Genomic DNA, 24,753 nt, shown 5'->3' on the forward strand with positions numbered 1-24,753 from the left:
CCGTCAGAAGTTGTTGGCAAACAAGGCCTTGGAGCGATTCGCCGATTCAAGTCCTGAACCAGCCTTGGCTGGCGACGAAACCGGCACCAGCGTGTCGCGCGCGGCAGTGAGCAATTGCCGCAGTGCCGGCGGCTGGACGCGCCGGCGCCGCCAGATCATCGTCAGCGGCGCGGTTCGCATCGGACCGGGCCACGGCAGTTCGACGATTTCACCACGCGCCAGCGCATCGGTGACGGCAAGGCGTGGAACGAGGGCGGGCCCCGCGCCGGCCGCCACCAGCCGCGCAATGGCGCCGATGCTACCGACCTCGGCGGCAAGTCTGGGTGCGGCAACGCCCGCCTCGGCAAAGGCCGTGTCGAACATATGCCGGTAGATGCATCCGGGCTCCGTTGCCACAAAGGAGAGCGTGGCAAGGGCGGCCAGGTCATGCCCGGTGCTGCCCCGCCCAGGAGCCGCGATCAGCACAAGCGGTTCGGCTGCTATCGTGCGCCTGGCGAAGCGTTCATCGGAAGCGTCCTTCGCGAAGTCACGGCGGTCGAAACAGAAGGCGACATCGATCTCGCCTTCCTCCAGATGGCGCAGCAGCGCGCCGCTGCCCGCCACTTTCATCCGCACAATGATGTCGGGATGACCGGCCTGGAATCCAGGTAGCCAGGGCGCCAGCCGTGCCGAGGCAATCGTCTCCAGTGCGCCGATCGTCACCTGCCCGCTTGTCTGACTTGCCGCCGCCTGCACGGCCGCGCGCGCCTCGCCATCGAGCCGCAACAGATCCTCGGCGATCGGCTTCAGCGCCAGCCCCGCCGGCGTCAGCTCAAGGCCTGACTTCGCGCGTGTGAACAGGGCCGCGCCAAGCTCCGTTTCGAGCGCCTGGATCTGGTCGCTGACGCTCGATTGCGCGAGGTGGACCACTTCTGCGGCACGCGTGATGCTGCGGCTCCGCGCCACCGCAAGGAAGGTCTTGAGCAGTCTCGGATGCATCGGCGGCTGACGCACCTACTGCAGCTGCGGCTTTTTCAGAAAACTGCCGCGGTCGGCCGATTTGACGCGCAGCCAGGTTTCGCGGCCGTCGCGCAGCACCCGCATCGGAATCTCGGCCCCCGCCGAGCCGCTTTCCCACAGCTTGCGATAGAAATCGGCCAGCCCGTCGACCGCGCCGTCGCGGATGTCGGAGATGATGTCGCCCTGACGCAGGCCGGCCTTGGCCGCCGGGCCGCCCTCTGTCACGCTCATCACCACCACCCTGCCGTCGCTTTCGGCCGACAGGGCGCCGAGCCACGGGCGCGGTGGCTTGGCCACCTGGCCGCGCGTCAGGAGGTCGTCGAGAATGGGCGGCAACAGATCGATCGGCACCACCATGTTGATGTCGGCCACCTCGCCGTTGCGGCTCATCTGTAGGCGCAGCGAGCCGATGCCGAGCAGCGAGCCGTCGGCGCCGAACAGCCCGGCACCGCCCCAGGACGGATGCGCCGGCGCAATGAAGATCGCCTCGTCGAGCAGATATTCCCAATAGCCGGCGAATTCCTGCTTGGTGACGATCCTGGCCTGCACCGACTGGCCGATGCCGTCGGCCAGCACGACGGCGTCGCCGATCCTGGCCTTGCCGGCATCGCCCAACGCCACGGCCGGCAGGCCGAGCGGCGCCAGCGCCTGCACCAGGCCAAAGCCCGATTCCTGGTCATAGGCGAGCGCGTGCGCGGGGATGACGCGGCCGTCATGGCTGGTCAGCCAGACCTCTTCCGCTTCGGTGATGAGATAGCCGATGGTCAACACCAGTCCATCATTGCGAATGACGACGCCGCTGCCTTCCCTGAGCGTGCCGAGCGCCCCGGCTGTAAAGGCATCTTCGGGAACAGTAGCCCGCACGGCAACGACCGAGCGCGGATTGGGATTGATGGTCATGCTTTTGTCCTGGATGGGCTTTGGTGACATCTTCTATAGGTATGCCACGCCGGAGAAGGCGCAAGGGCGAGGAAGTGCCCAATTGCCGATGCCGGCTCTGCGGGCATCGATAATAGTTCAACGCAAGTTGAACTTACACATCCGCAGCCCTAGTTTATGGCGACCTGCCATCCTTCCCCGACACGAGGCCACGAAATGACCGACTACACACCGCCGAAAGTATGGACCTGGAACAAGCCGAGCGGCGGAGCCTTTGCCAGCATCAACCGGCCGATCGCCGGACCGACGCATGACAAGGAACTGCCCGTCGGCAAGCATCCGTTGCAGCTCTATTCGCTGGCGACGCCGAACGGCGTCAAGGTCACCGTCATGCTGGAAGAGCTTCTGGCGCGCGGCCACAAGGGCGCCGAATACGATGCCTGGCTGATCCGGATCAACGATGGCGACCAGTTCGGCAGCGGCTTCGTCGAGGTCAATCCCAACTCCAAGATCCCGGCCCTGATGGACCGCAGCGGCGAAACGCCGGTGCGCATCTTCGAATCCGGTTCGATCCTGGTCTATCTCGCCGAGAAGTTCGGCGAATTCCTGCCGACCGAACAGCCGGCCCGCGCCGAGGTGCTGTCCTGGCTGTTCTGGCAGATGGGCTCGGCGCCGTATCTGGGCGGCGGCTTCGGTCACTTTTATGCCTATGCGCCGGAAAAGTTCGAATATGCCATCGACCGCTTCTCGATGGAGGTGAAACGCCAGATGGATGTGCTCGACCGCCGGCTGGCGGAGACCGAATATCTCGGCGGCAAGGACTATTCCATCGCCGATATGGCGGTGTGGCCCTGGTATGGCGGGCTGGCGCTCGGCCGCATGTACAATGATTCCGCCGAGTTCCTGTCCGTGCAGGAATACACACATGTGCAACGCTGGGCCAAGGCGATCGACGCACGACCGGCGGTCAAGCGCGGCCGCATGGTCAACCCCGCTTTCGGCGAGCCTGCCATGCAATTGCATGAGCGCCACGACGCCAGCGATTTCGAGACCAAGACACAGGATAGACTGGCCGCCGAATAGGCCATAGCGGGTCGCGGCAAAGGAAACCCGCCACCGACGCGACGTCGGGGCGGGTTTTCCCCAAGGTCCAGTGCTGCGGGAACCCCCCCCTTAGTGCAGCACTTCAACGATCTGGCGGGTCTCCGGATCGACGAGGACCGTCTGGTCATTGATCACGGCGACGCGATATTTGACGTCGGGCACCTCACGCAATTCGACAGTGTCCGGCACCGAGGAGCCGAGCTTGAGTTCGACCCCCAGAAGGTTCACCGAGGCAAGCGGTTCCCTCTTGATGTATTCGCGAACGACCGTCTCCTGCTCCGGCTGGACGACGACGACGCTCTCCGCCAGCGCCGCACCAATGCCGCCCATCAGGACGACTGCGGCCGCCGCGCTTGTAAGATAAAGTTTCATGACCGTCTCCTAGTGACAATTGAATTCCGCCCTCCATAAAAACTCCACCGCTGCCATGCGGTTCCATCAAACTTCAGAATTGAAGATGTTACGTTTTCGGCTCGGATATTAATTTGTTGCTGATCAGACATGCGGCAGACAGCGCGGAAATGCTTGAAAACTTGCACAAATGTGTACGGACATTAGAAGACGAAAAATTCCTGCTGTAGCCGGATTGGCGAAGCACCTGTCGTCGCCGCGTCAAATCAGCCTCGCGTCTGGACAATGGGAGCACGAAAAAGGCTCGCCCCGCCGGGAGCAGAGCGAGCCATGGCAGTTCCGATGGAGGTGGCAACCTCACCGGTACCGCTAGAGAACGCGAAGCATCATCACTTGTTCCACCTGACGGCCTGAGCTCCATGCGAAGGAGGTCGCGCATTCGTCATGTTCCCACGATAACGCTGCGCCGAAATCTCCGGCAGGGATATGCTCGGACGCTGTCTCAGTGACCAAACACCGTGGTCGCGCTGGTGGCGAGGTTCCCCGAATTGCCCGGGCGCACACGCGCGAGTGATCCTGGCTACCCGGTCTTAAAGCCGGACACCGTCGCGACGCAATGGCGGGAAGGCGTCTACCGGATCCTGGCTCGGCGCGATATCATGCGAGCCCCTGAAGATCAGCCTCACGATGAGCACGAAGTAGCCGACCTGCAGGACAAGCAGCGTCGCTATCGTCCAGGCAAATGCCTCCCAGAAAGAGCCGGTAACCATATAGGTCCAGACCGCGACGATGATGGCCGTGGCTGACATTCCTACGAGAAACTGTCCAAAATACATGGTTTCCCAAAACCGTCGAAACCGCGGCGGTTCCGATCAGTCCCTGCCTCATTCCCATTTCCCGCAGACAACATTTCATTATTTTAGCAACTTCGCAAGTAAGCGGCCCATCTCCACTGCGCTCTCCATTGCGCGGCGACTTGGCAAGCGTGGCGATCCGGGGACGGCGGCGGGTGCTGGCGGGGGCTGCCAGCTGTCGGCAATCCAGAAGCACGCCTGCAGTTCAAGCACGGGAACAAACGCCGGCACCCCGAGTTTCGCCTGCAGTTTTCAAGGAAAGGAGCCCAATATGGCACCGCGCAACAAACCAGACGCCGATATCGAAGATGACGCACCGCAGGCGGACGGGCCGACCATCGAGCAGCAGGATTGGGATGCAATCAAGGGCGGCGAGATCCTGCCAGAGTCCGTGCCGGAAAACGGCGACATGCGTTACGGCATCGAAAAAGACGGCGATCTGCCCGACGAGGACGACGATAACGCGTACCAGGACAGCGACGACGCCCTTCCCGATGATGAGGAAGAAGCCGCGATCACGCGCGATCAGAACCGCGAGGGCCCATTCGACGAGACGTGAGCCATTCGTCGCCCGAGACATGACTGCCTGTTGTTGAACTTGCCAAAGCCACATTTTCCATGCCCGTTTCGCGGGAAAATGTGCTTGGCTGGCTAAGTTTTCCCCCTAAGCTTTATATGAGATTTACCTAAAATAGCGGAACATCCAAGGGACATTATCGGAACTGAACAAGGCCCCTTGGACTTTTGCGCACAACAGATAAGACCTTGGTCCTACAGGAAATAGCAAAAGCCCGACCTGACCGATTGAAGCTCCGCCAAGGGAACATCGGGCCGCGCTTGTCGTTTGTCGCGAAGGTTCGGCACCCCTGGTGTGCCATATCTGGAGAACGGCGCGATGCCCCACCGATCCACCATCGTCAAGACAGGCCATGGTCCAGGCACGGCGATCGCCGTGCTCATGGTTGGATTGATGGCGGTGGGCATCGTCTTCGTTGTTCTCGGCAGTTCGCTCTACTTCAGCGAGCAGCCTGCGGATCAACGTGCCCTGCCTTCGCCGCCCGCTCGATCGACACACGATAGCAAAGCGGCAAACTGAACGAGCCCGAACCAATTGCCGAGCGATGGCGAGATTGCGGCCGCGCGGGTCCTCCAGGCTTCGTCCAGTGGAGCGGACGGCTTCGGGCGATGTATTGTCCACCGGAGGCTTTTGGCGCCGCTTGCATTAATATTAGACTTATAGAATATAAGGATGGCCGGCGACCGCCAGAAGTCGGCTGGCCCGGCGTGCCTCCCTTTGCACCTGGCTGCCGGGCCATTTCTCGCCAACGGATCGCATGCGTCGGTGCACCGTCATCTTGACGTCTTCGCTTCTGTCTGGCGCGGATTCACCTTCGCGCCGCCTCGCCATGTGGAGCTCCAGCCTCGGCAAACGGCATTCTGCTCGGCAACCGCCGGAAAAATGCGGACGCCGAGCCGATCGCGCTGGTCAAGCCGCTAAGACGTGCTGGCTAGCTGCTAAAACCGAAGGATGACCGAGGGCCCGCGTCTGCGATAGCACCGGACGCGACGGCGACCATGCCGCCAATAACTACGGCAGACCCGTCTCCATCGCCGCCCGTGCCGGCGCCGGCGCCAGCCCCGATCCCAGTCCCGATCCCGGTCCCGATCCCAGTCCCGATCCCAGCGTCGATGGTCGACCGGCTGCACCTCCGCATGTGTACCGTCGTCGAAGGCCTCTGTTTGTGACGCCTCTATTTCATCGAGAATGCCGTTTCCGGCGCCTGGAACACCGGCCACTGCTTCGGTCGGGCGAATTGCCCCTGCAAGGGCTGCTGCCCCGGCAATGCCAAACATTGCTGTCAAGAAGGATCGCCGATCCATAGTAAACCTCCCAACGTTGCATAAGCTGAACGAAGCGCTCGCTTGCCGAATGAGCAGGCCCGCGCTCGGTGAAGATAGAGGATTCGCCAGCCGCCGAAGCGGCTTGCGAATCCTATCAGCGCAGGAAGGGACGTTGCTGCGCCGATCGACGACATGTCAGCCAAGGACTATTCACATCCCCAGAAAGGTGACGGCCGTCGCGAAAATCGGTGCGAGCAACCAGCGCGCTTGGCCAACACTTTTGTCCATCTGTTTCTCCGAATCCGGGAGACAAACAGTCGTGAACAGAGAGCCGTTCCCGTCGGTAAGACTAATGCGCTCGCGGACCGGACTTAAGTCGCACTTCTCATCCGACCGAAGCCCCAGCGGAGGAACATTTTCATTTGGCTCAAGTTCAGTTGCTCGTCAGCGTTGGACGATCTTGTCATGCTGACTCGCAAGGAGAAACAGTATGAAAATGCACCTAACGGGCACCGCTGCGGCGCTATTGCTGTTGGCCGGAGTCGGCGCCGTTGCCGCTCAGGACGTTGTCATTCAGCCTGAACAGGACACGGTCATCCGCGAGTATGTGAAGAAGCAGCCCCTCGCTTCGGTCAAGGTTCCCGGTGTGGAACTGAATATTGGTAGCGCGTTGCCGGAAACGGTCGAGCTTCATGAGATCCCCGATGTCCAATACCGCTACGTGGTCGTCGACAACCGCACCGTCCTGGTGGATCCGGGCACCCGCAAGATCATCAAGGTCTACGAGTGAATTTCGAACGGTCCCAAACCCGCCGCCAGCCACGGCGGCGGGTCGCACATGTCAGGTTCCAATCAGGACGAGTGAAGATGACAAGCAAAGCTGTGAGATCCCCTGCTTTGGGCGTTCGCCTGGCCGATCTCCAAGCCAGAATGCGCGATGCGCGGGTAACGGATGCCGAAATGAAAACCTTTCAAAAGGTCGCGGCCATCATGGAAGATCGTCATGGCCGGATCGATGCCGACGACCTGATTGCGGCGTCGTTCCTCGCCGATCCGGTGCAGGAGCGACGGACGCCTTGAGGGGCATGCCGACAACCAGCAGACTTTTTGATTCCCCGTCCCGGGAAAGCGCGCCGAAAGTCTCAGCCGAATCCGCACTTTTGCTCCGGCCTATTCCGCTTTCGCGGAAGTTTCGAGCGACCTGCGATGTGCAATGTTGCTAATGCGGCGGTACGAGCCGCCCTGGTTGACGCGGGCGCCCGAGCCATCCCAACAATGCGCCCCCCCGTCCGCGTCGACCACGGCAGCCGCCCAGCGCTGTCTTCCCTCGCGAACTCCTCAAGCCGGCCTGCCTGATGCGGCCTGCGGCGACGGTCGGGCTTCAGCCGCCGACAAGCGCCTTTGTGGTCACCAGATTGACACCGGCCTCCGCGAATTCGCCATTGTGCCTGGTGATGACCTGTTCGGCACTCTCGCTGGCATTGTCCAGCGTGCTGTGCGCATCGGACACCACGGTCACGCCGAGCCCTCTGGCGATCGCGCCCTTGACCGTCGCGGCCACGCAAAAATCGGTCTGTGCGCCCAAGAGCACGACAGCACCCGCACCTTGCCCGGCCACCCAGTCGCCGAAGGCGGGATTGCTGAATGCATCGCGCACCGATTTGGCAAAGGTCGGCTCGTCCGCCGCCTGGCCGAGCGCGGGCCAAACCGGCCAGCCCGGCTCATCCGGTGCCAACGGATCGCCATCGGGTCCGTCATGCCTGATAAAAGCGACCTTGCGCCCGCCGCGCCGCGCCCAATCGATCACCGCCTTGGTGCGCTCGACAATGCCTGGCGCATCATGGATCGGCGGCTCGTGCACACCGTCGAACATGCCGGTCTGGAGATCGATGACAATGAGCGGCGCGTTGTCCGGGAGGCTGGGAGCTGACATGGTTTTTCATAGCACGGCGGACAATGCGATCAAGGTTCCGTTCACTCCGGCGCGCCGGCAAACAGCACGATGCTGTCGCCGCCGGCGGCCGGCCAATCCCTGATGGTGCGGTCGTTGCCGCCGGTCAGCACCGTGCCATCGGCGGTGAAGGCCACCGCGTAGATCGGGCCGGTCCGGCTATCGAACATCGCGATCTGGTTGCCGGTGTCCATGTCCCACAGCCGCGCCGTGCCGTCGAGCGAGCCGGAGACCAGGCGCTGGCCGTCGGCCGACAGCGCCAATGCGTAGACAGTGCCTTCGTGGCCTTCAAAGCGGCGCGCTTCGCGGCCGCTGTCTAGATCCCAGAGCTTGATCGTGTAATCGCCACTGCCGGTGACCAGATGATGCCCGTCGGCGGTGAACGCGGCGCCATATGTGCCTCGCTCATGCCCGTGCCACCTTCGTAATTGCTTGCCGCTTTCGATGTCCCAAAGTTTCAGTGTGCCGTCTATGCTGCCGCTGAGGGCTTGCCTGCCATCGGGCGCGACGGCGACGGCGCTGACCGACCAGCCGTTCCCGCTCATGGCGTGCAGCACAGCGCCCTTCTTGAGATCCCAGACGATGACATTGCCCGTGTCGTGCCCGCTGATGGCATGTTTGCCGTCCGGGCTGATCGCCAGCTTTCTGACGCCGCCATTGCCGCCCGAGGAGAAGACATGCAGCACCGCGCCGTCGGAAAGTTTGCGCTGCACGATCTCGCCGTCGTCGCCGGCCGTCAGCGCGCTGACGCCGTCGGGCATGAACAGCGCCGTGCGGGCCATATCCTTGTGCACGCCGAGAGTGCGGATCAGCTGCTTGGCGGCGATGTCCCACAGCTTGATCGTGTGATCGGTGCTGGCGCTCATGATCGAGTGCCCGTCGGGCGCCACCGCCAGCCAGACGACCGAGTCGCGGTGGCCCTCGGGCTGCGTCGGTAGCGGCGGCGGAGCCGGCGGCAATGGCGCCACGATGGGCGGCGGAATGACCGCGACCTCCGGCGGCGCCGGAGGCGCGGGCGCGGTCGGCGGCACTAGCGTTGGCGGGGTCGGTTGCACCAGCGCCGGCGGCGTCAGTGGGACCGGTGCCGCAGGCGGATTGGCGGCCTCCGGCGGCGAAGCAGCTTCTGCTGGTGCAGGCGGTGGGGCTGCCGGCTCTGAGGCCGGCGGCGCGCTGGCGACATCCTGCCCCTTGGGTTCGTTGGCCTTCGGCTCGCCAGGATTGGGTTCGTCGGCCTTCGGTTCGACGGGCTCGCTGGCTATGTCGCCGCCCTCATGCCAAGGGCCGAACCGGTCGGCGGCCAGTGCGGCGACCACGACCAATGGCAGGACGAGAAAGACTCTGCGCAGGCCGGGCCTGCCAACGTCCTGCATCTCCGCCGCGCGACCAAACAGCGGCGCGCCCGCTGCTTGGCCCGACCGGTCCGGCAAGAGGCCGGCCCAAAACAGCCCTGCACCAAGCAGGCAGGCGAACGCCGCCACCAGGAACCCCGCCAGCCGTAACGAGGCTGGATCCATCGGCGGGCCTGAAAAGCCGCGCCAGAGGAAAGCCTCGCCGATTGCCGGCCAATAGATCCGCGCCAGGCAGCCTATGGCGACAACGACCAGGGCAAGCGCGAGCAATCTGTCGGCACCCTTGTTCATTGAAATCCCTCGGGCGTTGTTGCGGCCCTCACCATGTGACGGTTGCCCCGCATGTCGACGTCGAGACTATCAGCCGCAAGCTCGTGTCGCCAAGAGCCCGTGTGGACGCCCGGCTTGGTTGACACATCTTGCGTATCTGCCATTCTCGCGTAGGGATGAGGAGAGATTACCATGAAGAAGACTTACGCGAAGCCGGCTCTCGTCAAGAAGGACAAGCTTTCAGCCGTCACGGCAAACGGCTCGACCAGCGCCACGATATAATCTGGCACACTCTTGGCCGAAACGTGCCTGGCGCTGGAGCAATTCCAGAAAAAGCATCGAAGGCCTTCGATCCCTGATGGCGTAAACAAGAATTGGAGGGCGGGCGCCTTGCCGCTCCTCCTTGGATTTATTGCAGTTTTACCGATTTCAGCCGCATGGTTGACAGATGGCCGCAGTCTGGCATCATCGGATCGGGATTTTAGGAGAGTCTGATATGAAAAAGATCTATGTGAAGCCATCATTCTTGAAAAAAGGCCGGTTGTCGGCGGTCACTGCGGCCAACGGCGCCTCGATTATTATTGTGCCGGGCTGACCGTCAACATAACCTGGATTGAAGCGGGGCGAAATTTCGCTCCGCTTTGGCGTGCCCAAATCTCAGCGCGTCAGGACCAAATCGTCCAACACCATTTGCCAATAGTGCTTCGTCGACAGGCGAACACGCGTTACAGCTTTGAGCATCGGGGCGTAGTGCAGCGGCGTCAGCGCCGACAGCGTGACCTCGTCGCTTGCAATCAGCTGCTCGCCAAGCCAGCTTTCGATCAGCGCCACCTCCCCTTCTGACGCCAGCCAGGCGGCGCTCAGCATGACCGAGTGAAAGCCGAACGGCCGTTCGCAGCTGAATTCGGCCGGCAGCCCGCTGCTGGTGTAGAGCACATAGTCACCGGAGACATTGCCATTGACATAGCCCTGGCTGTCCTTGGTGTAGTCGCGGGCCATCGCATTCAGGTTGCGCCACGTCAATCCGGCATGACCGGCCGGAATTTTCCTGAAGGGGCGCGACGTCACATCGTCGAAATCGATCGTTTCGAGGGCGGCATCAGTGTCGATGCCGGCGCGTTGCGGCGACAGCAGGCCGAGATCCGCCGAGTAGGGCGACAGCGTCAGCCGCCGCTCCAAGCCGCCGCCGCTGACGCTGGCCGTGTCGGCTTCTTCAGCCAGGTCGAAGCTGAAGACGGCACCCGGCGCCAGTGCCCGCGTCTCCAGGACGTGCCCGTTCCCCGACATGGAGAGGGTCGCTGGTCCATCGCCGGCAACGCGCCCGCTGACGCGGCGCGGCGGTGCCAGACCGACCGGCAGCAGCATCTCCTGCGATACCATCCCGGCCGGCGAACCCGGCAGCGGCATGAAGTGTCGGGACTGAATGTCATTTTCGCTTTTCGCCTGCCAGCCGGGCGGTACCGAAACCACAAAGCGCCAGTTGCCCGGCTTGCGGATCACGGCCTTTCTGCTTTTCACCGACATGGGAAAATTGGCAAAGCCGGCATTGTTGGTGCGCGCGGATGCGGCGAGCTTGCCCGCCTCGTCATACAGCCGCACCATGATCCCGGCCATCGGCCGGTCTCCGGCGCCGTATTTGCCGTCGCGATCGACATCGAAATAGACGAAGGATGAGTAATTGAGCATACCCCCGCCGGCGTTCCATTCGGTACGGACGGCATAGTCGGCAGCCGGATTGGTCTGCCGCCGTCCCTTGCGGCGGCTGCGCTTCCGCCACAGCAGCCAGGACATGACAGCAGCCGCAAGCACGACAATGGCGGCGGCCAGTATCTCGACGGCGCCCAAGTCAGGCATGGAGCCTCGATTCACAAATCTCGTGGGGGGTTGCGTTCACGGGCGATCCGGCTGCGTTGGAGTACTTTGCCGACAGGTTATTGCATGTCGGCCAAAAGCGAACCCGGATTGGGACAGCAACATGCATCGAGACAAAAGACTTTAAGCGCGTTGCAGGGACCCGTTCAAGCGCGACGCAATGAAAGCAGTCGCCTACTTCAATTCCACCCACACCGGCGCATGGTCGCTGGCGCCGTCCTCGCCGCGCACGTCGCGGTCGATGCCGGCGGCGGTCAGGCGGCGTGCCAGTTTCTTCGACAGCAGGATGTGATCGAGCCGGAGGCCGGCATCGCGCGGCCAGCGGTTGCGGCGATAGTCCCAGAATGTGTAAAGCGTTTCCTTCGGATGCTTCTTGCGCAGGGCATCAAGCCAACCCTGATCGAGCAGGCGCTGGAACGACGCCCGGCTTTCCGGCTGCACCAGCGCGTTGTCGTCATAGGAGCGGGTGGCGTAGATATCGCGCGGCTCGGGCACGATGTTGTAGTCGCCGGCCAGCACCACCGGCAGGCCGGTGTCGAGCAACTGTTCGGCATGCACCTCCAGCCGTGCGTGCCAGGCGAGCTTGTAGGCGAATTTCGGGCCGGGCTGAGGATTGCCGTTCGGCGCATAGAGACAAGCGACGATGATGCCGTTCACCGCCGCCTCGATATAACGGCTCTGCCTGTCGGCATCATCGCCGGGCAAGGCATCGCGGGTCAGCACTGGCTTGGCGCCCCGTGCCAGGATGGCAACACCGTTCCACGTCGGCTCGCCCTTCCACACCGCGCCATAGCCGGCCGCCGCCAATGCCGAGCGTGGAAACTGCATGTCGCGCGCCTTCAGCTCCTGCAGGCAGGCGACATCGGGCTTTGCCACAGCCAGCCATCCCAGCAGGTTTTCAAGCCGGCTGTTGATGTTGTTGATGTTGAAGGAGGCGATCTTCATCGCTTCAGGAAGCGATCCGACCCGACCACGCCTTGACCGTCTCGGCCAGCGTCTTCAGATGGTCGGCCGCCGAAAATCCCGAGATGCTCTTGCGAGGCTTGAGATCGTGGTCGCCGTCCTCCAGCCAGATGACCTCGATGCGATCGGAAAGGTCATAAGTCGCAACCTCGTCCCTGGTGCCGAACTCGTCGCGGGTACCCTGGAAGATCAGCGTCGGCGTCTTCAGATCGGCAAGGTGTTTGGTGCGCAATTGCTCGGGCTTGGCCGGCGGATGGAAGGGATAGCCGAGGCAAACCAGCCCTGAAATCTCGCCCTTGGCAAACATCTCGTCCGCGACCATGGAGGCGACGCGCCCGCCCATCGACTTGCCGCCGATGATCAGCGGTCCCGTCACGCCCTTTGCCCTGAGGTCGGCTATCGCCTTGATATATTCCGGGTTCAACGTCTCGGCCCTCGGCGGTGGCTTGCGGTGGCCGTAGCGGCGGGCAGCCATGTAGTGGAATTCAAAGCGTGCGACCTGTAAGCCTGCCGCGGCCAGCGCCTTGGCGGTGGCGGTCATTGAAGGCGAATCCATCGACGCGCCGGCGCCATGGGCGAGCAGGATGGTGATGGCAGCGGTGTCGGGACCGTCGAAGAGGAAGGTGGTCATGGTGTGATGTCCGGCGCGACGGCGACGCTGCTGATCTCCCCCCTCGTGGGGGAGATGCCGGGCAGGGCAGAGGGGGGCGTGAAGGAATGCCAGTCTTCGGTCCGGCTTGCGTGCGGGAACACGCCCCAAAATTGGCCGATCTGTTGGCGGGACAGCGCCCCCCCTCTGTCCTGCCGGGCATCTCCCCCGCAAGGGGGGAGATTGGCTGTCATCGCGGCCTTCGCCAATCATGCTCACCCCGCCGTCCGCGCCAGCTGCAGATCCACGAACTGCACTCCCTTGGCTGCAACCCGCGCCCATTCCGAATCCGCGTCGAGTTCGAGATAGCGCACCCACAGCTGCCGCGCCTCCGGCAGATTGCCCGCGTCGAACTCCAACCTCGCAAGGTTGAACACCGGATCGGCATAGGTCTTGTCGAGCGCGATCGCCTTCTGCAGGTGCCTTCGCGCCGAGGCTTCGCGACCTTGCTCGCTCATCAGTCCGGCCAGGTTGAACCACGCCTCGACGAAGGCTGGGTCGAGTTTTATCGCATTGATATAGTCATGCGCGGCGTCCACCGCGTGGCCGCCGGCGCGCAGGCAGTTGGCGCGGTTGAAGGCGGCAATCGCATCGCTCGGATCGATGGCCAGGCAACGCTGGTAGAGCGCGGCGGCCCCATCATGGTCGCCCTGCTCCTCCGCCGCTTCCGCCTCGGCGAACAGCTCCTCCAGCGTGTCGTCACCCTCTGCCCCGGCTGTTCCGAGATCGAACAGCAACTGCCCATCGAGTTCGCTCTGGCCGCCTTCGAGATAGATCGCGTCGGCGCGCCCATGCTGCGAGCCGACATTGAGCGACTTGGCGGTCAGCGACGCCACCGGGCCGGAGCGGTGGACGGAGCGCGCGATCGCCCCCCATGTCGCGCCGCCGGCGATGAGCCCGGCATATTTGCGCGCCAGGATCAGGTCGCGGAACGAATAAGGTTCTGTGTCATGCTCGAACGCATCGAACAGCGACAAAAAATCGAGGTCGGAGCCTGATAGCCGCGACTGATCGATCAGCGATTGCCGCGACAGTGAAGACGCCTCCGGTGTCTTCATCAGTCCGAGAAGGCGCAGGAATCCGTTCTCGCTGATCAGCGTTCGACCGGCCGCGCGCTCGGCGGCGACACTGCGCTCGATCCCGGCATCGCCGTTTTTGACGAGGCCTGCCCTGGCGAGAAGTGTCCGGCCGAAGACGACATGCGTGGTGCGCCTGGTGATACCGCGCCGCAGCTGGCCGTGCTGGCGTTCCACTTCCCGCGCAGCCAGCCTGAGCGGAAAAGCCGCCAGCGCGCCTATCGTGCCGAAAACAGCGCCGGTCGGCGCCGTCATTTCTTGCTCTTGCCGACCGCCTTCAGCAGATTGGCCTTCAACGGATTTTCAGCAGCGCCACCCGCTGCCGCCTTCTTCGCGGCGGGCTTGGCAACCTCGTCGGCCTTGCTCTTCGATTTGGCCGGCGGCTTCGATTGCGACAGGCTGGCCTTCAGCGCATCCATCAGGTTGATGACATTGCCGCGCTCTGGTGCCGCCGCGATGATTGGCTTGTGGCCTTTCAGCTTCTCGCGGATCATCGTCATGAGTGCCGCCTCGTAGCGGTCCTCATAGTTCTTCGGATCGAAGGTGGTTTCCTTCTGCTTGATCAGCGCTTCGGCGAGCTGCAGCATTTCGGGGTCGGGCTTGCCGGCTGGGATGTTGCCGAAATATTCAGCCGTCCCGCGAACTTCGTTCGGGTTCCTCAAGGTGCACACGAACATGCCGTTCTCGCGCGCGCCGATCGTCACCACGCGCTCGCGGCTGGACAGCACCAGGCGGGCGATCGCCAGCTTGCCGGATTTGCGCATCGCTTCGCGCAGCACGGCAAAGGTCTCTTCCGCCATCGCACCGTCGGGCGCCATGTAGTAGGGCGCGTCCTGATAGATGACGTCGACCTCGTCCTCGTCGACGAAGGCCTCGATGTTCATCGTGTGATTGGATTCGATGCGCACCGCATCGAGGTCGGCATCATCGATGATGATGTACTGCTTGTCCTCGTATTCGTAGCCCTTGACCAGATCAGCACGCTCGACGAGCCCCAATTCGGGGTCGACCGGTTTCATGTTGATGCGGTTGTGGGTCTTCTTGTGCAGCTGGTTGAAGCTGATGCGCTCGCTGGCGCTGGTGGCGGGATACAACCGCACCGGACAACTCACGAGGCTGAGTTTGAGGTAACCTTTCCAACTTGCCCTGGGCGCCATGAAACACTCCTACGCGGCCATGCACTGACATTTGCTGCAGCGCTTTTCGTCCGAAGGACGATTGGCGCCGAGGAAATCCTACACCGACCCCACACGATACGGGCAAATCCCTGACGAAATCTTCCGGTACGTCTTTGAGGTCGTGGCGGAGAGAATAATTCAAATTGTCGGAAGCGTCGATGGACTTGGAATTGAGACGCTGGCGGGGCTGCGCCCTCATCTCGCGACTACTTCCTCGTTCCCTCGAACACTGGCAAATCCCGCGCGAACTCGTTGATCTCCGCCCACGGATCACCCGACGTCGCCAGCAGCCCCGGCAGGGAGGAATAGTTCAGATCCTGCGGCGCATCGATGGATTCCAGATCGCTCCAGCTCACCGGCGTCGAGGCCGGCAGATTGGTGCGGGCGCGCAAGGAGTAAGGGGCTGCGGAGGTGTGGCCGCGCGCATTGCGATGATAATCGATGAAGATGCGCTTCTTGCGGTTGTCCTTGCCCATGGTGGTGGTGAAGGTGTCCGGCGCCGTTGTCGCCAGATGCGTGGCGATGGCGCTGGTCGCCTGGTGCAGTTTCTTCCAGTTCTGCTTGCCCGTCACCGGCACGGTGATGTGGATGCCGCTGCCGCCGGAGGTCTTGGCGAACGGCACCAGCCCCAGGCGCTCCAATTCGCCCTTGATGTGCACGGCGGCCTCGACCACCTCGCGCCATGAAATCCCCTCGCCCGGATCGAGGTCGAGGACGATCTGGTCGGGTCTGTCGAGGCCGGTGCGGTGGGTGCCCCAGGTATGGAACTCGACGACGCCGAACTGCGCCAGCGCCAGATACCCTTTCGCGCCTTCGACCGAGAGATAGGATTTGGTCTCGCCCTCGGAATTTGTCGCCTCGAATGTCACCACCGAGGGCGGCATGCCGGTGAAGGCGTGGCGCTGGAAGAAGCAATCCTTCGGCAGGCCGGTCGGGCAGCGCACCAGCGACACCGGCCGACCGAGGATGTGCGGCAGCATGAAATCGCCGACCAGCGCATAATAGACGGCGATGTCGAGCTTGGTCGGGCCGGTCTTGCCGAACAGCCGGCGCGTCGGATTGGTCACCCAGATGGTGGCAAGGTCGGCCTCGGCGATCAGCCGCTTGCGTTTGGACGAGACCGGCGTCGACAGGCCGACATCCCTCAAACCGCGGAAGACGCCGTGGCGCAGTGCGTTGTCCGATGTGCGGTTGGCGTAATGGATGTGCGCCGACAGCAGCGGCCGCACCCAGTTCATCTCGCGCATGATTTCGCGCGGGACGCCCTCGGGCGGCGTGGCGCCTTCCCCCAGCGGCTCCAGCCTGCCGAGCAACTCACCGGCGGTGGCGGCATCGAAACCGGTGCCGACCTTGCCGCGATAATGGAATTCACCATCCTCAAACTCTGCCATGCCGAGCGCCGCCAGCCCTTCGGCCGCATCGGAGATGGTGAAGCCTGCGATGACGAAGTCGTCCGACAGCAGCGCCTTGGTCTTGGTCCAGCTTTTGCTTCGGCCGCTCTGATAGATGGCCGTGGCGCGCTTGGAGACGACACCCTCCAGCCCCAGTTCCGCCGCCTGGTCGTAGAGCCCCTGCCCCGAGCCCTCGACATGGTCGGAGAACTGGATGGCGGAATTGGCGCCGAGGCCCGACAGCATCTGCGCCAGCAGCGCCTTGCGCCGGACCAGCGGCGCCTTGGTCAGGTCCCAGCCGTCGAGATGGAGAAGATCGAAGGCGTAGAAATGGAGCTTGCTGCCGGCGCCCTGCGCCAGCGCATCCTGCAGCAGCGCGAAGCGGCTGATGCCCTTGGCATCGAGCACCACGATCTCGCCGTCGACGATGGCGTCGCGGCACGGCAGTTTGGCGAACGCATGCGGCAGGTCGCCATAGCGCTTCGTCCAGTCGATGCCGCCACGGGTGATCAGCTTGACCGCGCCCTCAGTAAGATGCGCCATGGTGCGGTAGCCGTCGAATTTGATTTCGTGCAGCCAGACTTCCCTTGTGTCCTCGCCATCCGGTGGTTTTGGCATCTGCGTCGCCAGTTGCGGCTCGATGCGAGCAAGCATGGGGGCCTTGAACGCGCCCGGCAGCGTGCCGGGCTTCAGCGATCCCTGTCTGGGCGCGGGTTTGGCGGCTGGCTTCGCCGGCGCCGCCAGCTCCTCGATGCGCAATCCGGATTTGACGCTTTCCGGCCGGGCCGTGAGGATGTCAAGCGCGGTGTCGGCGGCGAGGTCGCGCTCCTTGAACAGCAGCCAGTTCTTCTTGTTTTCGTCTTCGCCGGGTTTCGGCTTCAGCCGGGTCAGCATCCAGCCGCCATTGAGCTTGTCGCCGGCCAGCCGGAACTTGAAGGCGCCGGTGCGCAAACTCTTTTCGACATCGTCCATCGGCGCCCAGCTGCCGGTATCCCAGACGATCATCGGCCCGCCGCCATACTCGCCTTCGGGAATGACACCTTCGAAGTCGATATATTCGAGCGGATGATCCTCGGTCTCGACCGCCAGTCTTTTGTCGGCCGGATTGAGCGAAGGGCCGCGCGGCACCGCCCAGCTTTTCAAGACATCGCCGACCTGTAGGCGCAGATCATAATGGTCCGCGGTGGCGTGGTGCTTGTGGACAACGAAGCGGTTGCCTTCGTCCGTGATGAGGCCGCCTGCCGGTTCCGGCGTTTTGGAAAATTCACGCCTCGCGCGGTAGGATTGGAGCTTTGGCGGGGTGGTCATGGCAAAGGTCCAAGCACGGAGGCCAGGAACAAGCCAGTCGCGCTCAATCGTCAGCAGCCGGCGTCAACTCGAGCTCCGCCGGCGACAGTCCCTGCTGCAGCTGGCTCAGCCGGAATTCGTCGACCCAATAGGCCTCGCCGTCGACCAGAACCCGGGCCTGGTAGCTGCCTGCCGAAAAACGCTGCGCGGTGATGTAGACCTTGTGACGATCGAGCGCCTTGCGCACCGCGGCGCGCTTGGAATTCTGACCTGTGACGGGACTGAACATGACACTGCCCTCGGTCGCCCCAGACACACAACGCGGCCGCTGCCGGCAGCCTGACGACTGGGGTCAAGGATGGCGGAGACGCGCCGTCCTGTCAATTTCGCGGACAGCGCAGGATGCGGCCCGGTCAAATTTGCCAATCTTTTGAAGATGTTTGAGCCTCGGCCTGAATCAAGACGTGAAGCGCGCCGCCAAACAATCGCCCGTCGCTGCCGCCCTGCTACGCGGCCGGCATGCCCGAATGAGCAGATTTTTGAACTTCCGTGCCGATGAGATCGAGTGTCACCGCCGCAACATCGGCAACCTGGAGCCGCTGGACGCAATAGACCCCACCGGCGTTGTTTTCTTTACACACACCTGGAGCGATGCATGGGCAAGGCATGGGCGGCTGGAGCGTCCGGTTGGGAACACCGAACGGGCCCCATTGCTCTGGCGACGTCAGACCGTACAGCCCCACCGCTGGAGTTCCGACAGAGGCCGCGATGTGCATCGGGCCGCTCTCATTGCCAAGAAAGATCGACGCTTCGGCCAACAATGCCGTCAGGACCTCAAGCGAGGCTTTTCCGACGACACTTGCGACCGGCGATGCTGCCACTTCAAGGATCCTTTGCGCGGCAAGCCCTTCATCCGGCCCGCCAACAAGGAGGGATCGCAGCCCGGTTTTGGCGTATACTTCGTCGATGACCGCAGCAAAATGTTGCGGCGGCCAACAACGGCCTTCGAACCTCGCGCCGGCATGCACGGCCACGTAAGACTTCTTCGCCAAAGCGTTTTCCGCAAGAAGCCTGGCACACTCTTCCTGGGCAGTACTGGTCAGCTGCAGCCGAGGTGTTGGGTCCTCACAATCCAGCCCAAGGGCGCGGAGTGGAGACAGGTTCCTGTAGAGATAATGCGGTCCGCCATGTCCGAAGGTCGCGGCGAGAACGTTTGCAAGCTGGATTTCCCAGAACTTCATCGGATGCTCGGAAGGATCGAAGCCGACGCGAAGTGGAGCGCCGATCAAACGATGCATGATCCGCGAGGTTTTTGAATCGGTAAGGTCGATGCTAAGATCAAATCTTCGACGCCGCAAATCAGAGATGACGCCACGATAGTCGCTCAAACGCTTGCGCAGAGTCCTTCCTCTGCCACGGGATTCAAAGCCAACGGCAACATCGGCGATCCCTTGCGCGACGATGAACTCCTTGAGACCCGGCGCACAAAGCATGGTCACCGATGCTTGTGGATAAGAAAGACGTAGATTGCGAACCAAAGCAGATGTCAGAACGACATCTCCAATGTACTTCGTTTGGATAATGAGGATGGAACGAATCCCATCTCCTAAACTTGCATTCATCGAGATGATCTGCCGAAAACGCTAACTAAAAAAATCTGCCGAGGACACTCATTTCTGAACGTCAAGCCGCGCTTTCAGATATAGAGTTAACCGACCCTGTCAACAAGCTTGCCTGCCGGCCTTGGTGCTCTGCATCGCAGGACCGGCAAACGTTCGTCCTCAGTCCTTCAATCGCCGCAAGCGGCGCGTCAGGCCCTGGACGGCCTTGAGCAGCCGGGGACGCGACCGCGTCATGCCTTCGACCCGGCTGCGCAGCAAAATGGCTGCGTTCGCAGCCCTGCCCCGCACCGTCACCGGTTCGCAAATCTCGGCCAGTACCGAGCTCGAGGCGCCGATATGTTGCTTGTAGCCCTGGCCGCCGACCGACAGGTCGAAATAGTCGAAGCCCCGCTCGCATCCCCACATCATCAGCTTGCCCATCGTCGTCAGGCCGGGTGAGACATTGGCGACCGCATTCTGGTCGATGCCGAGCAGGAGGGCGTGAAGTGTGCCTTTTCTGACCAGCACATAGATGGAGGCGAGCCAGGCTTCACCGACGCGTAGTCCGAAGAGCCGCACCGATCCATTGGACAGGCCTCGCAGCGCCGCGGCGCGGTAGAAATCGACGACCGGCGCCTCAGTCAGGAGGTCGAAACGCCCGAGCTCACGGAAACGCTTGAGCCGCAGTTCCAACAGCGCATCCAGGAGCTCCTCGGCCAGATCAGGCGTGTCGGCCTCGATCAGAGCGAGGCCACCAAGCTGTTCGAAGCCGCGACAATGCTTGCGGAAGGCCTTGGCGAAGGACGGCTTGCAGATCCGCTTGATGAGCGTCTCCGGATCACCATGCAGGACGAGGCCGGAGCTGACCTGGATGGAGTCCCGCGCCACCGAAAGCAATGCCAGCGGATTGGCCACGCCGTGGACCTGCTGCGGAATTCCCGCGATATGGATGCGATCCGCCGGTGGCAGCACGGCACGGACCGCCGCCCACATGGCGTCGGCACTCTGCCTGGTCCACGCTCTCCCATCCGCCAGCAGCGGCACTGAGTAGTCGCACACGCGACAGCTCAGCCATTCGATCACGTGGTGGCCGAGAGCCCGCCGCCGCATCAGCGGCAGCAGCATGGCCGGCGCGCCGGTCACGGCGTCACTCACCTCGACGAGGACCAGATCCGCTTCTTTGGGCATCAGCCGTGCGGCGATTCCTTCGACCCAGGCATAATGCTGGTGGGCAGTGCAGACGCCGTGAGCTTCAAGGAGCAGCCATAGCAGCCTTACGGTGTCGAAGCTGGTGTGCAGCCGAGCCGTGAAGTGCGCGGTTGCATCAACGTTGGCGACAGCAGGGGAAACCGGCCCACCGGGCAAATCCTTTATCGGAGTCGTTCCCGCCGCGTAGCTTGCCACATGCTTCTCCCGTCATTCTGATCCCCCGCGCAGGCGCCGCAAACCCCGCATCAGTCCCTGGAGCCTCTTCAGCAGCCGAGGTTTGGAGCGCACGAACACCTCGGCCCGGTTGCGGATCTCGATGGCTGCGCTCACGGCGCTGCCTCGCACCGTAATCCCGTGGCAAAGCTCGCGCAGACCCGAACCCAAGGCACCCATATGTTCCTTATAACTCTGGTTGCCTACCGACAGGTCGAAATAATTGAAATCGCGCCCGCGCGCCCAGCTCATCAACTTGCCCATGATCAGAAGTCCCGGCGAGACATTGGGCACCGCGCCCTGATCGATTGAGATCAGCAGAGCATGAACGGTGACTTGATGGATCAGCAGGTATTGGACCGCGATAAGAGCTTCACCCACACGCAACCCGAAGAGCCGCACCGACCCATCCGACAGGCCCTCGAGAGCAGCGTTTCGATAGAAATCGACAACCGCCGCCTGCGTCAGCAGGTCGAAGCGGCCCAGTTCGCGAAAGCGGCTGAGCCGCATCCGGACCAGGCCGGCGAAGATGACCTCCACCAGGGCCGGCGTGTTGGCTTCGACCAGTTCCACGCCGCCAAGCCGTTCGAGGCGACGCCAGTCCTTGTTGAAAGCCTTGACGAAGGATGGCCGGCATAGTCGCTTGAGGACGGTCTCCGGATCGCCGTCGATGGTGAGGCCGAAGCTGGTATGCAGGGAATCGCGCGTGGCCGCCAACAAGGCCAGCGGATTGGCGACACCGCTGATCGATTGCGGAATTCCCCTGATCTGGATACGGTCCGCCGGCGGCAGCACGGAACGCACCGCGGCCCACGCGGCCTGCGCCGACTGCGTCGTCCACGGGCTCGCATCGGCCAGCAACGGTGCCGAATAGTCGCAAACGCCACAGCTCAGCCACTCGATCACCCGATGGCGGAAAGCCGGTCGCCGTATCAACGGCACCAGCATTCGCGGCACGCCCGTCACGGCGTCGTTTACCTCCACGATGAGCAGTTCGGCACCTTCCGGCATCAGCCGCGCTACGATCCCCTCGGCCCAGGCATAATTCTGGTGGGCGGTGCACACACCGTCCGCCTGGAGGCGCAGCCAGAGCGGCCTCACCGCTTCCAGGCTGGTGTGGAGCCGCGCCGTGTATGCATCGTTGGCGACGACGGTGGCCGGATGGGAGGACTGGCCATCGGGCGAGCCGGTCGCCGCAGCAATTTGCACCGCCTGGACTGCCATATTTTTTCCTATCGCTTTGCCGTGGCGAACGACAGCGTGCGCCGCCACGCGCCCAACCGGCTGTCGCGCGCCTCGTCGGGATGCTCGATATTCCACATGCGGTGATGCGCGAAATACCATGATGCCACGAGCACGAACATCTCCGAGACGGCGGAACCCAACAACGCCCACGGCGGAGACGCGATTGCCAGCAGGGCCGCGATCAGTGCCAGCCCGACGACCGCGCCGCCCGTCGTGGTGAACGCGACGATCCGAAAATCGCCGAGTATCTCAAGCACGATACGGGGCATGATATAGAGCATGATCGGGACAAAATTCGCGATCACGAAAAGTCCGATGAACCAGGTCGAAGCGTCCTGGAGAGCCTGGGATTTTATCATCGGCAGGACGAACATGATGGCGCATCCATATGCAAGGCCGCCAAACCCCATGACGAGCGCCCAGATCTTGGCCTGCGTCCAGACACGGCCTGTTTCATTGTTCCGCATCAGCCTGGCGAGATCCGGCTGCGTCATGTTGACGAAAGCAAGGCTGATGATGCGCAGCGGGGCAAACAGCACCAGAACCGCCGCCAGCGGTGCGTAGGCGGCAGGACCGGCAATGCCGGCGACCAGCAGCGCCAGACATTGACCCTGGATGTTGGTGGTGGTCGCGCTGAATGCCGACCAGCGCAGCTGGGGCCACAGTCTGACATAGCGTCGCCGCGTCGGCATGCGGAAGCTGATGCGAAGCGAGCGCCGCGCCAGCCGGACCAGGACGAAAATGCCGAATACATTTGCCGCGGCTAGTGCATAGAACACGGTCTGCAGCGGGTCTTGGACCAACCAGATCGACAGCCCGGTCAGGACACAGCCGGCGACTGTAAACGCGCCATCGCTGATGGAGACGACAACCTGCTGGCGCCGTGCGAAGAAAGCCGTGCGCATATGGCTGCGCAACGACCAGGCACCGACGAAGCAGCCGGCGGCAATTCCGCTTGGATCGCCAAGGACATGCATCAGGACTGCCGTGCCGACGGCCATCAGCAACGCCACGATCAGCGCCGCCGTTCCGAACGCCACGTCATAGGTATCGACGCCGGCGCTGTTGGTGCTCTTGCTCATCCAGATGCTGGCGGGAACGGCGGTGAGTGACCTGATATAGGACAGGCCGACACCGCCCATCACCATGCCGATGGCGAAGAGGCCGTAGCCCTGCGCCGACAGCATGTGCAACAGCATGATGTTGAGGGCAAAATGAAAGCCGCTCTGCATCGCCTCGCCGCCGATCATCAGCACGAGGCGTCGAACCAGATGGCTCGGAAACGCTAACTTCACGGCCGCGTCTCCGCTTCGCGGGCAGCAGGCACCCTGCCCGGCCGCGCGATGGTCGTCTTCAGCTTGTCGGCGGCGATCGCGGTGATCGCCGCGGCCGCGACCGGCTCGCTGAAGATTGCCTCGTAGCGCGCGCGCCCGGCAGCGACAAACCCGCGCCAGGCCTGAGGGGCGAGGATGATCTCCTGCAATTTCGCGCCAAGAGCTGCTGCGTCGCCGGGCGGAACATGCCAGCCGGTCTCCCCGTCGCTGACCACTTCCACCAGCCCGCCTATCGCCGACACAAGCGGCGGCCGGCCGTATGCCATCGCCTCAATGGCGACGCGGCCCAGCGATTCCGGACGCCGCGACGGCACGGTGACGATATCGGCCCATCGATAATGCTCCGAAGGGTCGGGAATGAAAGGCAGGACTCTGACGCGCCCGGTAAGCCCCATGGTTTCGACCAGTTCGGCAAGCGCATGCTCGCGCTCAGTGCTTTCGAAGGCGCCGCCGACCAGTCGCACCTCGATCCTCGCTTGGAGTTCCGCCGGCATCGAGGCGATCGCCTCCAGCAGGATCTCCTGCCCCTTGATCCGGTTGATACGGCCAAGCAGCAGCACCCGCAATGGGCGCTTGCCATCATACGTCATCGGTTCGACCGCCGCCGGCCCGGCAACACCGTTGTAGACGACATACGCACGCGCCGCCTTGGGATCACCAAACGCGGCGCGTGTCGCGTGTGAATTGAAGATCAGATCGGCATGGCTCCAGCGCATCAGGCCGACGAGTATCCTGCGCATGGCGCCTTCGGGGATTTCGTGGATGTGCAGGACGGCCTTTTGGGGAAGAAGGCGTGCGGCCAGCGCGTAGTCGGCCACGATCGAGGTGTTGACATAGACGAGGTCGCAATCCTTGAGCCGCCGCCACGCCCTGAACACGGCAACCGGCAATCGCGCCATCTCGACGGTCGCAAGGCGCGCAATGGCCTGGCGCCTCAGCACCCACAGCGGTTCGAAGACGATCCGGCTGGCATGCGCTTCCAGAATCCGCACGATCGGCCCGCTACGTGGCAAAACCACTTCGATGTCGGCCGACGGAAACGCGGCGCGCAACGCGGCAACGCTCTCCGCAAAGCTGCGGTCAGAACCATAGAGTTCATAACCCTGATGAACGCAGGCAATCCGCATCTTTATATC

Annotated in this window: 25 protein-coding genes; 7 read left to right on the plus strand and 18 right to left on the minus strand. The window is 63.1% G+C overall.

The window, feature by feature from the left end:
* Positions 1-3: 3 nt before the first annotated feature.
* Together AC0L2U_RS29410 and AC0L2U_RS29415 are read right to left on the minus strand one after the other, a co-directional pair.
* Positions 4-978, minus strand: a complete 975-nt coding sequence (locus AC0L2U_RS29410) for a LysR family transcriptional regulator (RefSeq protein WP_292696221.1) — start codon at positions 976-978, stop codon at positions 4-6.
* Positions 979-993: 15 nt separating this feature from the next.
* Entirely contained in the window at positions 994-1,899 is a 906-nt protein-coding gene (locus tag AC0L2U_RS29415; protein WP_013530631.1) for a S1C family serine protease, read from the minus strand.
* Positions 1,900-2,094: 195 nt separating this feature from the next.
* On the opposite strand from AC0L2U_RS29415, the gene yghU reads away from it, so the two are divergent.
* On the plus strand, positions 2,095-2,961 hold the full coding sequence (gene yghU / locus AC0L2U_RS29420; protein WP_473603069.1) for a glutathione-dependent disulfide-bond oxidoreductase: 867 nt from the start codon (positions 2,095-2,097) through the stop codon (positions 2,959-2,961).
* 90 nt (positions 2,962-3,051) lie between these two features.
* Here yghU and AC0L2U_RS29425 read toward each other — a convergent pair whose 3' ends face one another.
* Both AC0L2U_RS29425 and AC0L2U_RS29430 read right to left on the minus strand, forming a co-directional pair.
* Positions 3,052-3,354: a DUF1236 domain-containing protein gene (locus AC0L2U_RS29425; protein WP_027035237.1), complete on the minus strand. Its 303-nt coding sequence runs from the start codon at positions 3,352-3,354 to the stop codon at positions 3,052-3,054.
* Positions 3,355-3,923: 569 nt separating this feature from the next.
* On the minus strand, positions 3,924-4,142 hold the full coding sequence (locus AC0L2U_RS29430) for an exopolysaccharide production repressor protein (protein WP_306462370.1): 219 nt from the start codon (positions 4,140-4,142) through the stop codon (positions 3,924-3,926).
* 316 nt (positions 4,143-4,458) lie between these two features.
* Between AC0L2U_RS29430 and AC0L2U_RS29435 the strand changes: the two genes are divergently transcribed.
* The 4 genes from AC0L2U_RS29435 to AC0L2U_RS29450 all read left to right on the plus strand — a co-directional run bounded on the left by AC0L2U_RS29435 (position 4,459) and on the right by AC0L2U_RS29450 (position 7,109).
* The gene (locus AC0L2U_RS29435) at positions 4,459-4,746 is read left to right on the plus strand and encodes a hypothetical protein (RefSeq protein ID WP_127268526.1); all 288 of its coding nucleotides are present in this window, start codon (positions 4,459-4,461) and stop codon (positions 4,744-4,746) included.
* Positions 4,747-5,082: 336 nt separating this feature from the next.
* Positions 5,083-5,283 carry a hypothetical protein gene (locus tag AC0L2U_RS29440; RefSeq protein WP_127396224.1) on the plus strand — a complete coding sequence of 67 codons (201 nt, stop codon included), beginning with the start codon at positions 5,083-5,085 and terminating at the stop codon, positions 5,281-5,283.
* Positions 5,284-6,519: 1,236 nt separating this feature from the next.
* On the plus strand, positions 6,520-6,819 hold the full coding sequence (locus AC0L2U_RS29445) for a DUF1236 domain-containing protein (protein ID WP_292681855.1): 300 nt from the start codon (positions 6,520-6,522) through the stop codon (positions 6,817-6,819).
* 77 nt (positions 6,820-6,896) lie between these two features.
* A complete protein-coding gene (locus tag AC0L2U_RS29450) occupies positions 6,897-7,109 on the plus strand; it encodes a hypothetical protein (protein ID WP_127811366.1) in 213 nt (70 codons plus the stop codon).
* Positions 7,110-7,410: 301 nt separating this feature from the next.
* Here AC0L2U_RS29450 and AC0L2U_RS29455 read toward each other — a convergent pair whose 3' ends face one another.
* Both AC0L2U_RS29455 and AC0L2U_RS29460 read right to left on the minus strand, forming a co-directional pair.
* Positions 7,411-7,962: an isochorismatase family protein gene (locus AC0L2U_RS29455; protein ID WP_127396221.1), complete on the minus strand. Its 552-nt coding sequence runs from the start codon at positions 7,960-7,962 to the stop codon at positions 7,411-7,413.
* A 41-nt stretch (positions 7,963-8,003) separates the two neighbouring features.
* Complete coding sequence (locus AC0L2U_RS29460; protein ID WP_473603070.1) at positions 8,004-9,620, minus strand: WD40 repeat domain-containing protein; 1,617 nt, start codon at positions 9,618-9,620, stop codon at positions 8,004-8,006.
* 171 nt (positions 9,621-9,791) lie between these two features.
* On the opposite strand from AC0L2U_RS29460, the gene AC0L2U_RS29465 reads away from it, so the two are divergent.
* Complete coding sequence (locus AC0L2U_RS29465) at positions 9,792-9,881, plus strand: putative RiPP precursor (RefSeq protein ID WP_128290124.1); 90 nt, start codon at positions 9,792-9,794, stop codon at positions 9,879-9,881.
* A gap of 214 nt (positions 9,882-10,095) precedes the next feature.
* A complete protein-coding gene (locus AC0L2U_RS29470; RefSeq protein WP_127326585.1) occupies positions 10,096-10,194 on the plus strand; it encodes a putative RiPP precursor in 99 nt (32 codons plus the stop codon).
* 62 nt (positions 10,195-10,256) lie between these two features.
* Here AC0L2U_RS29470 and AC0L2U_RS29475 read toward each other — a convergent pair whose 3' ends face one another.
* The 12 genes from AC0L2U_RS29475 to AC0L2U_RS29530 form a co-directional block, all read right to left on the minus strand.
* Entirely contained in the window at positions 10,257-11,453 is a 1,197-nt protein-coding gene (locus AC0L2U_RS29475) for a hypothetical protein (protein ID WP_292335420.1), read from the minus strand.
* 192 nt (positions 11,454-11,645) lie between these two features.
* Positions 11,646-12,416, minus strand: a complete 771-nt coding sequence (locus AC0L2U_RS29480) for an exodeoxyribonuclease III (RefSeq protein ID WP_473603071.1) — start codon at positions 12,414-12,416, stop codon at positions 11,646-11,648.
* A 4-nt stretch (positions 12,417-12,420) separates the two neighbouring features.
* Positions 12,421-13,065 (minus strand): alpha/beta hydrolase family protein, encoded by a 645-nt coding sequence (locus AC0L2U_RS29485; RefSeq protein WP_127809769.1) that lies wholly within the window; start codon positions 13,063-13,065, stop codon positions 12,421-12,423.
* 233 nt (positions 13,066-13,298) lie between these two features.
* Positions 13,299-14,414 carry a tetratricopeptide repeat protein gene (locus AC0L2U_RS29490; protein ID WP_127809768.1) on the minus strand — a complete coding sequence of 372 codons (1,116 nt, stop codon included), beginning with the start codon at positions 14,412-14,414 and terminating at the stop codon, positions 13,299-13,301.
* The gene (gene ku, locus AC0L2U_RS29495; protein WP_024501732.1) at positions 14,411-15,316 is read right to left on the minus strand and encodes a non-homologous end joining protein Ku; all 906 of its coding nucleotides are present in this window, start codon (positions 15,314-15,316) and stop codon (positions 14,411-14,413) included. The genes AC0L2U_RS29490 and ku overlap by 4 nt, the downstream gene beginning before the upstream one ends.
* Positions 15,317-15,543: 227 nt before the next feature.
* A complete protein-coding gene (gene ligD, locus AC0L2U_RS29500; protein WP_473603072.1) occupies positions 15,544-18,036 on the minus strand; it encodes a DNA ligase D in 2,493 nt (830 codons plus the stop codon).
* Positions 18,037-18,079: 43 nt separating this feature from the next.
* On the minus strand, positions 18,080-18,304 hold the full coding sequence (locus AC0L2U_RS29505) for a hypothetical protein (protein WP_127317999.1): 225 nt from the start codon (positions 18,302-18,304) through the stop codon (positions 18,080-18,082).
* 217 nt (positions 18,305-18,521) lie between these two features.
* Positions 18,522-19,637 carry a glycosyltransferase family 9 protein gene (locus tag AC0L2U_RS29510; RefSeq protein ID WP_127809766.1) on the minus strand — a complete coding sequence of 372 codons (1,116 nt, stop codon included), beginning with the start codon at positions 19,635-19,637 and terminating at the stop codon, positions 18,522-18,524.
* Between the two features lie 159 nt (positions 19,638-19,796).
* Positions 19,797-21,020 (minus strand): GNAT family N-acetyltransferase, encoded by a 1,224-nt coding sequence (locus AC0L2U_RS29515; RefSeq protein WP_127809765.1) that lies wholly within the window; start codon positions 21,018-21,020, stop codon positions 19,797-19,799.
* 12 nt (positions 21,021-21,032) lie between these two features.
* On the minus strand, positions 21,033-22,262 hold the full coding sequence (locus AC0L2U_RS29520) for a GNAT family N-acetyltransferase (RefSeq protein WP_128289404.1): 1,230 nt from the start codon (positions 22,260-22,262) through the stop codon (positions 21,033-21,035).
* 8 nt (positions 22,263-22,270) lie between these two features.
* On the minus strand, positions 22,271-23,578 hold the full coding sequence (locus AC0L2U_RS29525) for an MATE family efflux transporter (RefSeq protein ID WP_127397079.1): 1,308 nt from the start codon (positions 23,576-23,578) through the stop codon (positions 22,271-22,273).
* Positions 23,575-24,744, minus strand: coding sequence for a glycosyltransferase (locus tag AC0L2U_RS29530; RefSeq protein ID WP_128289403.1), 1,170 nt, complete (start codon positions 24,742-24,744; stop codon positions 23,575-23,577). Before AC0L2U_RS29530 ends, AC0L2U_RS29525 begins: the two co-directional genes overlap by 4 nt.
* Between the last annotated feature and the right edge of the window lie 9 nt (positions 24,745-24,753).

It is taken from the genome of Mesorhizobium sp. WSM4808 (assembly GCF_055811675.1).